8 protein-coding genes and 1 pseudogene are annotated in these 8,049 nt (G+C 35.9%); 4 read left to right on the top strand and 5 right to left on the bottom strand.

Translation table 11 applies throughout. From position 1 onward, the window contains the following. Positions 1-198 precede the first annotated feature (198 nt). Both A1232T_RS13065 and A1232T_RS13060 read left to right on the top strand, forming a co-directional pair. Positions 199-1,266 (top strand): hypothetical protein, encoded by a 1,068-nt coding sequence (locus A1232T_RS13065; RefSeq protein ID WP_143514006.1) that lies wholly within the window; start codon positions 199-201, stop codon positions 1,264-1,266. A gap of 498 nt (positions 1,267-1,764) precedes the next feature. Further along, positions 1,765-2,907 carry a hypothetical protein gene (locus A1232T_RS13060; protein ID WP_077449792.1) on the top strand — a complete coding sequence of 381 codons (1,143 nt, stop codon included), beginning with the start codon at positions 1,765-1,767 and terminating at the stop codon, positions 2,905-2,907. 202 nt (positions 2,908-3,109) lie between these two features. On the opposite strand, the pseudogene A1232T_RS14475 reads toward A1232T_RS13060, so the two are convergent. Continuing rightward, a pseudogene (locus tag A1232T_RS14475) lies at positions 3,110-3,202 on the bottom strand (helix-turn-helix transcriptional regulator); the annotation flags it as partial. A 43-nt stretch (positions 3,203-3,245) separates the two neighbouring features. After that, positions 3,246-4,538: a Y-family DNA polymerase gene (locus A1232T_RS13050; protein WP_077449791.1), complete on the bottom strand. Its 1,293-nt coding sequence runs from the start codon at positions 4,536-4,538 to the stop codon at positions 3,246-3,248. 228 nt (positions 4,539-4,766) lie between these two features. Between A1232T_RS13050 and A1232T_RS13045 the strand changes: the two genes are divergently transcribed. Continuing rightward, complete coding sequence (locus A1232T_RS13045; RefSeq protein WP_167367085.1) at positions 4,767-5,390, top strand: SOS response-associated peptidase family protein; 624 nt, start codon at positions 4,767-4,769, stop codon at positions 5,388-5,390. A gap of 20 nt (positions 5,391-5,410) precedes the next feature. Here A1232T_RS13045 and umuD read toward each other — a convergent pair whose 3' ends face one another. Next, complete coding sequence (umuD, locus tag A1232T_RS13040; RefSeq protein WP_077449789.1) at positions 5,411-5,869, bottom strand: translesion error-prone DNA polymerase V autoproteolytic subunit; 459 nt, start codon at positions 5,867-5,869, stop codon at positions 5,411-5,413. A gap of 304 nt (positions 5,870-6,173) precedes the next feature. Between umuD and A1232T_RS13035 the strand changes: the two genes are divergently transcribed. After that, positions 6,174-6,602, top strand: a complete 429-nt coding sequence (locus tag A1232T_RS13035; RefSeq protein ID WP_077449788.1) for a PaaI family thioesterase — start codon at positions 6,174-6,176, stop codon at positions 6,600-6,602. 242 nt (positions 6,603-6,844) lie between these two features. On the opposite strand, the gene A1232T_RS14185 is transcribed toward A1232T_RS13035, so the two are convergent. Beyond that, positions 6,845-6,988, bottom strand: a complete 144-nt coding sequence (locus tag A1232T_RS14185; RefSeq protein WP_167367084.1) for a hypothetical protein — start codon at positions 6,986-6,988, stop codon at positions 6,845-6,847. Positions 6,989-7,048: 60 nt separating this feature from the next. Then, the gene (locus A1232T_RS13030) at positions 7,049-7,882 is read right to left on the bottom strand and encodes a cation efflux transmembrane domain-containing protein (protein ID WP_058023794.1); all 834 of its coding nucleotides are present in this window, start codon (positions 7,880-7,882) and stop codon (positions 7,049-7,051) included. Positions 7,883-8,049: the final 167 nt, after the last annotated feature.

The raw sequence follows: 8,049 nt of genomic DNA, 5'->3' as shown, positions 1-8,049 counted from the left end.
GGTTAGGTTTTGCGATAATATATTTATGAGCTGATTAAGGTTTGGCATAGTGTGGTTCGTAAGAAAAATTACTATTATGCCTTGTCCTTAGTCAGCTTTTTTGTTTTTGTCGTGTACAGAGACAAAAAGTATAGAAGTAATAAAACGCTATCACTTGTGTGTAATATCGACGGTTTTGTAGTTAAAGGGAGTCAGTTTTTGGAAAAATTCTTATTAATATCAAGTGCAGTCGCTGGTTTAATAGCTGCCTTATTTACAGTAATCAGCGTATATCACATAATCATGGAAAGGAAAGAAAAATTAGAGGATAAGGTTAAAAATGCCTTTCTAAAAAGCAAAGTATGGACTAATGAGGGTGACATCAATAGTAAAGACTCTGTTTTCTTTGATCTCTGTATTGAAGAACCTAACCACCATTTCTTTTCAGGGAAAATTAATTATTATAATGCCGAACAAGAGCAACATTTAACGTTTTATTTCGAAAAAGTAAACAGAAAAATAATCACCCTAAAACTACATGAAACCGTAGGTTGGAGAAATGTCGGATCGGCTAAAGCAAGATTAACATTTATAAATCCCGAATCCTTTAAAATCGTCTTTAGCAAAGGTTATGGATTTAGAAAAGACCGCTTTATGCCAGACCTACCTCGTAAAACTAAAATTTTTCCTAGCAAGGTAAATGGTACTATATCTGAAGTAGCTACTCGACAAAACGATATATCAAGAAAAATTCTTACTAATGATATTATTGTAGCCCTTTCACCAGAAAGAAACTATGCCAAAGCCAAAGAAATGCTAGGTGTTCCTGATAAAGTAATTAAAGATAGTTCTGTTTTCGAAGATAAATTCCGGTTTGATGTCATTTCTAAAGAAGACTTAGAAAATATTACATCAGATCTATATTTCCTAGAAAATGCTGTTTTGAAAGTAACTACAATTGATAAACAGAGTATCCATGCACTTACTGTGCTTTGCAATGATGAGTTATTGCTTCCTGATCTTCCCCATTACTGTAGTGATAAAGTGTGTCAAGAGCTTTTAGAAAACGCCATTATAGGGTCAGTCCGAACAATTAAAGAGAGCGCGATTGCATTAAGAACTTATATGGGACCACCGTTCTATAAACATATGACTTACTTCACGAATGGTTATTTAGAAGATGAAGATAACCCAAATGAAGACAAACTGATAGGTAGTGAAATCGTAGGTTTTTGTTTATCCGAAAGTCAGATGGTATTTTATATTTACGACTATGAATTGAGATGATTTCGAATCGGGTATACCTTTTTTGATACTATTTAGAAGCCTACTCAAAATTTCTTAATCTAATCTTATCGTCAGTATACATTAATGCAAGATTATGTTGTGCTAAAGCAAAGCCATGATTTGCCACGCTTTATAATTATTCAATAGAAGCTACAAAACTCGGTACAGATATAGCAAGGGAAAGAAGAAGAATAGACAGTTTTATGTTAAGTAGTTTCTTAAGTTTCGTTCTATTTTAAGTTATTTTCAGAAATAGCATAGGCACATTAAATGAGCTTTCTCAAGAGCCTCATATGAAATATAACCTAAAATACTTTAAATAACTATAAAGTAGCGACTAAGGTAATCTAAAATAATTAGTTTTAAAAAATACAGTGATTCTCTAGTAAGGGCTAAACTTTTGTTTGTTGAATACGATTGATAATTGTTAAAATTATTAAATGGTACTTCACAGTGTCCTTTCTGGGCAGTAATACAGAATATAGGATATTCTCGAAAATGAATGAAACAGCAGGTTTATTTCGCAATGACCAAGAACATACTAGATTTAACGCATGCGTTGGTAACAACGGCTGGAGAGGAATGTTCTCTTATATTGAAGGCTACCAATCAGCGACTTTAGTGATGTTGGAGTCCGTCTTGTCTCAATATGGGTCAAATATAGATTTCAATGCACCTAAGCAAGCCTTTCTTTGGAATAATGACACCTCAATTTATCCTATATTGTTTACTGCTAGGCATTTCATTGAGATTTATATCAAACAAAAAATACATACTATCAATTACCTCAAAGTTAAAGATAATATTAATGAAAAATTAATAAAAACGCATAATATCCAAGAACTTTGGAATACTTTTGTTGATATTGTTGAAAGAACACATGACTCGAGACTAGCTATTTATATAGAAAAAATTGCACCTTATATTCAAGACTTTAACCATATTGACCCAACTGGAGAAACATTTAGATACCCATTCAGTTTAGAAGGATCAATGCACTTAGAAGATATGGGAGTGATCAACATTTTAAATTTCTACAAAAGATTCAATGAATTATCTAAAATATGTGAAGTATTCACTTACGAAATGGATGCTCTAGTAGACGAGTACAAGACGGGAACCTATACCAAGAACCTCAGTCGAAAAAATATAGAAGGTATAGCACAAGAACTACCTGTTTATGGGGAATGGAATAAGCCTAGTTTCTCCGATATTAAAAAAAGTTTAAAAACTAAGCTATCAATAGGCTCAAAAGAACTATCGCAAGCAATAGATATTATAAAAAACCATATAGAGTTTAAACGTTATATTTATCCAAATATTTATGAACTTCAAATAGATAAAGATAAGCTATCTAAAATTTTATCAGGTAGTTTGAACGAAGAACATATTAATGACTTTTCACATGAAGAAATAGCAAGCTTGAGAACATTAGTAGAGTTAGGAACATCTGTAATGGGTGGGCGTTATTATTCAGAAGACTATAAAAACCTATTTGATTCATTTTTGAAAGAAACTAGACTAAATGAGTATGAAAAACAATCTAATTATGAATACAGTATCAGGAACAAGCATCGTATAAAAGATGGACTAAATAAGATTAATTATAACCTAGAGGAATTACCTAAAAACACCTTATAAAAATTAATCAACTACCTATAACAAACTGGTGGACCACGTATAACAAAATATTTAGCCCTTCGAAGGGATGACGTAGAACTTTGAACCCGCTTGTTTTATTAACTTAATTATGGTTTAGTTAAGTTACTTATAATAGTATTCAAACGACCGCAAATTCTCAAAAAAATAAACCGCTCTACTCTCAGGTAAAGCGGCTTATAACTCAAACCATACGCTGATTAATTTTATTATTAATCCACTCAGCTACCTCTTGTACTACCCAAGCTACCCTCACCTTACTGAGTTGTACTTTCTTAGGAAAGGTTGGATTTTATTTACCTGATAACTCAATTGCCAAGCTATTTCACAACGACCAAATCATTTATCCGAGTTGTATAGCATGGACTAAGTAGCTCACGACTCATCTGCCAAGTCTGCATCTTTTTTATGCCCTCGCTTGCTATAAATACAGTTGCCTGCTGATTGCGGTCATGCTGAAATCTACTATTCAGCTCATCAACCAAAGCCATAAGCTCTGACCTCTTATTACCCTCACTCTCACTTTGTGTATCAAACATATCAAGCTGTACCTCATCGTGCTGGCAAATCCCTGAAAGCATAACCCCTGCTTTGGAATAACGAACCTTATCTATATATATTTTACTCATTACCTCACGAGCGGCTCCTATCATAACCCTTGTATCTGCTGTAGGTACGTTGAACTGGTATTGGCCTGATATTGGCGTGTATCTCTCACTACTACTAAAGGCGCTATTTGTGGCGAATACTGACATAAAACCGCAGAAGCTATTTTGTTGTCGTAGTTTACTCGCCGCTTTAGCAACATGCCCACAAACAGCTTCAGTTAATTCATGCTGGTCGGTAATACGCTTTGAGAACGATCTTGATGAAATAATCTGTTGTTTCGGCTCAATTGTTTCTATACCAATACATGACTGACCATTTAATTCTAAACAAGTGCGTTCAAGTACCACACCAAAATGCTGACGTATTTTCTCTGGCTCACAAATAGCAAGCTGATATACAGTTTCTACACCTAGCTTATTAAGACGCTGCTTATATCGCCGCCCTACTCCCCAAACCTCTCCTATATCAGTAATTTGCATTAGTCTTCTAATCCATCGCTCGTTAGTTAGTACGCATACTCCCTTAGTAGCAGAATATTTTTTGGCGGCATGGTTAGCAAGCTTTGCAAGTGTCTTAGTTTTACCAATACCAACACCAACGGAGATACCCGTATATTTTTCAACAATAGCTTTAAGCTTTCTGCCATATTCATCTAAATTTTGCATTGCTACAGGATAGTCAGCTAAGTACAAAAAGGCTTCATCAATTGAGTAGACTTCAACTGTGGGACATAACGACTCTAAAGTGCTCATAACTCGCTGAGACATATCGGCATAAAGTGCGTAATTGGAACTAAATACCTCAACGTTATTTCTTTTACAAAATTCTTTAACTTGAAAGTAAGGTACGCCCATTTTGATACCTAACTCCTTAGCTTCCTTGGAGCGAGCAACGATACACCCATCATTATTTGATAGCACAACGACTGGCTTATTCTTCAGATCAGGTCTGAATAACTTCTCACAAGTGGCATAAAAGCTGTTGCAGTCAATAAGTGCGTACATAAAATGTCCTGCACGTAGAAGGGCTAGATTAATGAAGTAAGAGATAGTGTTACTATGCTATCAAGAAGCAGTGTTGATTTGATATCTCATAAACAAAATAAGCGACACCCAGTGTCGCAAACTTCTCTCTAAGAGTTGCTGTTTAACTAAATAAGCTAGAATCAGATGTGGTATTAGTAAATAATGAGATAAAAGACCATGCTCTAAAAATTAAAAAGGATGGCTGATATGTGCTCTAATTTTGAACCTGCAAGTCCGAAACAGATTGAGAGTATTTTGAACAAGCAGTTGGAGATTGACTTCAATTATAAAAAAAGAGTTTACCCAAAAGATTATTGCCCGATCATTATTCAAACTGATAAGGGGCTTAGCATCGTCAAAGGGCAATTTGGACTTACTCCCTTCTGGGCAAGTGCCCCAGTAGATTACTCTACTTATAATGCACGAATTGAAACAATCGAAGACAAAAAAACATTTAAACCAGCGTTTACTAGAAATCAGTTTTGCCTAGTCCCTATGCAGGGCTTTATGGAACCATACTACTCAAGCGGTGATAACAATAAAAATGAATGGAAGCGTATTTATAGAAAGGATAATGAAGCTTTTACTATCGCTGGGCTTTATGAGTTTAATAATCACTTTAATGAGCCAGTACATAGCTTTACGCTACTTACTCACAACGCGGATGACGAACCGTTTATGAGTCAGTTCCACAAGCCTAACAAAGAGAAGCGTTCTATTTATTTGGTAGATGAGGAGCTTAGAGGCAAGTATTTAAAAGCCAAGCACAGTAGCGTTGAAGAGTTAATGAGTACTATTGATGGTAGGCTGTTCAATTTTTCGGACATTTGAAAACCGATTACAAAGCCATTTTAAAAATCAGAACGGCGTTGCTGACCACGGCCACGCTTTAGCTCTCTAATAATGTTTTTAACCACACCGAATACTTCAAACTCAATGTCATCACTTAATGGGATGTCATCAAAATCTTTGTTGTATGCAACTAACTTAGGGGTAGGTTCAAGGCATAACTCTTTAACAGTGAATTCACCATTTACTGTGCAAACTATAATGTCGCAGTGCTGGGCTTCTAAGCTACGATCAACAACCAGCAAGTCATCAGGATAGATACCTGCATCAATCATTGATAGCCCTCCTGCACGAACTAAAAAAGTAGCATTAGGGTGACTAATACATAACTCATTAAGATCAATACTGGTTTCTATATACCCTGTTGCAGGAGAAGGAAAACCTGCTGGTACTTTTTCAATAAAATAAGGCAGTGGACTGTAGCTTGATGGATTTAGTTTGCCTAATATTTTTGTAGTCATAATGTCTATTACTAATTAAAGTTGATATCAGTCTTAATAGTAACGGAATTAATCGTGAAATGCTCTCTTAAGTGATTAGCCCGTATTATGAATACGCATCTGTAATACCTGACCGCTCACTAAAGATAATACTTTTTTTAAATTAGCTTGCTGTTCTTTTTTAGACTATACCTCTCATAAAACCGTCAAGCACTTTAAAACTAGTGCTCTGACCTAAAAATGGCTCTATAATTTTTTATCGTAATAAGGTGGAAAGTTAGGATAGAATAGAAGTACCAATAACAGTTAGATTAAAGGAAGCCTTATGTCAGCAACCAAGGAAGAGATAGCTGAGTTCATGAAGTCTGAGTTCCCTCAAGCAAAGTACAGGATTGAGGCAGTAAATAGCAGTGGGTCAATTTTATCCCATGATATTGGTTTAGATGATTTGAGACCTGGAGGTACTGTATCGGGGCCTGTAATGATGGGAATTGCTGATGTGGCTCTTTATGTAGCTATCTTAGGTAGAATTGGCATAGTACCGTTAGCAGTCACCACAAGTTTAACTATCAACTTTTTACGTAAGCCCACTGCAAAATCACGTATTATTGCTGAGTGCAAACTGCTAAAAGTGGGAAGGAGTCTAGTCGTAGGCGAGGTTTCTTTATACTCAGATGGATCTGACGAATTAGTTGCCCATGTTGTGGGAACCTACTCAGTACCACCAACCAAGAACAAGTCTGAAAATCTGTAAAAGATATCAACTTAAGGCCCTTTGCTCCAATACTAGTGAAATAGATCAGGCGTCTTTACTGGTCTAGCTCCCTAGTGAGGACTTGAATCTTTGGCTGTGAGCTAATGGTATTAAGGTTTCAACTTGCTGAGATAGCCACAGTGTACTTCATGATGTACTTACCATAGATATTCTATCTATGATCGGTGCGCTAGTGAGGACTTGAAGAGACCATCCCAGATTCTGTGTAACTGACGTTTAGATTAAATACTTACACAAAATTTAGGAAGGTCTCCCAGATTCTTATCAAAGACTTCATCATCTATTATTCGCCAAACGGCAACTTGCTGATGGTCTTTGGTGATGACTAGATTTAAAGTTTGTTCAATCATTGCTTGAGGTCTCATATCCTTATGATGTTTATTTGCTTCAAACCCAGTTACTTTACACTTAGCGGTTTAATTAAGCTACTTACTCAACTTCAATATTCTAAAGGCGCCCTGAATAACTAAAGCAAATACGATGCTACCAATAATCAAATCAGGCGTACTAGAGTGTAACCAATTAACCAAAATCCCTGCAACAATTACCCCTAAATTGATAATCACATCGTTTGAAGTGAAAATCATACTGGCTTGCATATGGGCTTCTTCTTCTTTGCTTTTCGATTTTTGTAGTAAATAGAGGCAAATCAAGTTTGCAATTAGCGCAAGAATCGATATGACTATCATGGTAGAAAAGTCAGGTAACTGCTCATTGCCAAAGAAACGTCTTAGTACTTCTAAAAAACCAAGAATCGCTAGCGTAATTTGAAAATATCCGGCAATTCTAGCAATCCGTTTTTTCTTAATGACCGTTCCACCGACCGCAAATAAGCTAATTCCGTACACGAAGCTATCTGCTAACATATCTAAGCTGTCGGCGACCAACCCCATCGAACGAGAAATCAGTCCCGTGCTCATTTCAATAATAAAGAAAGCAAAGTTAATGACCAGCACTATCCATAGTAGCTTTCTTTGCTCAGCATCTTTTTTGTGACTAGAGTCAGCATCAATTTTAAAATTATTGTTGGGATCAGAGGGGTCAATGGTTTCGGTCGAGAGTAGGGTGTCTCCTAATTTTAGGTCATGAATAGCAGTCTCTATCCCTTCTATATTGTCATGATGAAACACAGTTAATTGACGGTTAGGAATGTCGAACTCAAGATGTTCAATATTCGAGTGGCCCTCTAATTTCATTCGGATTAGGTTTTCCTCCGAAGGGCAGTCCATCTTCGATATTTTAAAAGTTGTTTTATTCATAGTTACATTTATATCCGGGTGGTGGTTCAAAAAGTAGGCTGAAAAAAAACAGGCTGAGAAATTGATAAATAACCCCAGTTCGGGATAAGCGCTCAAAAAAAAGATAAAAAAAGAAGTCCGAAGTTGCTAAAGTGAGTTTACCAAGACAAACTTCACAACAAGGACTT

The sequence above is a fragment of the Psychrobacter pasteurii genome (assembly GCF_900162815.1).
GTDB lineage: Bacteria > Pseudomonadota > Gammaproteobacteria > Pseudomonadales > Moraxellaceae > Psychrobacter > Psychrobacter pasteurii.
This window is presented reverse-complemented; position numbering and strand designations above follow the sequence as displayed.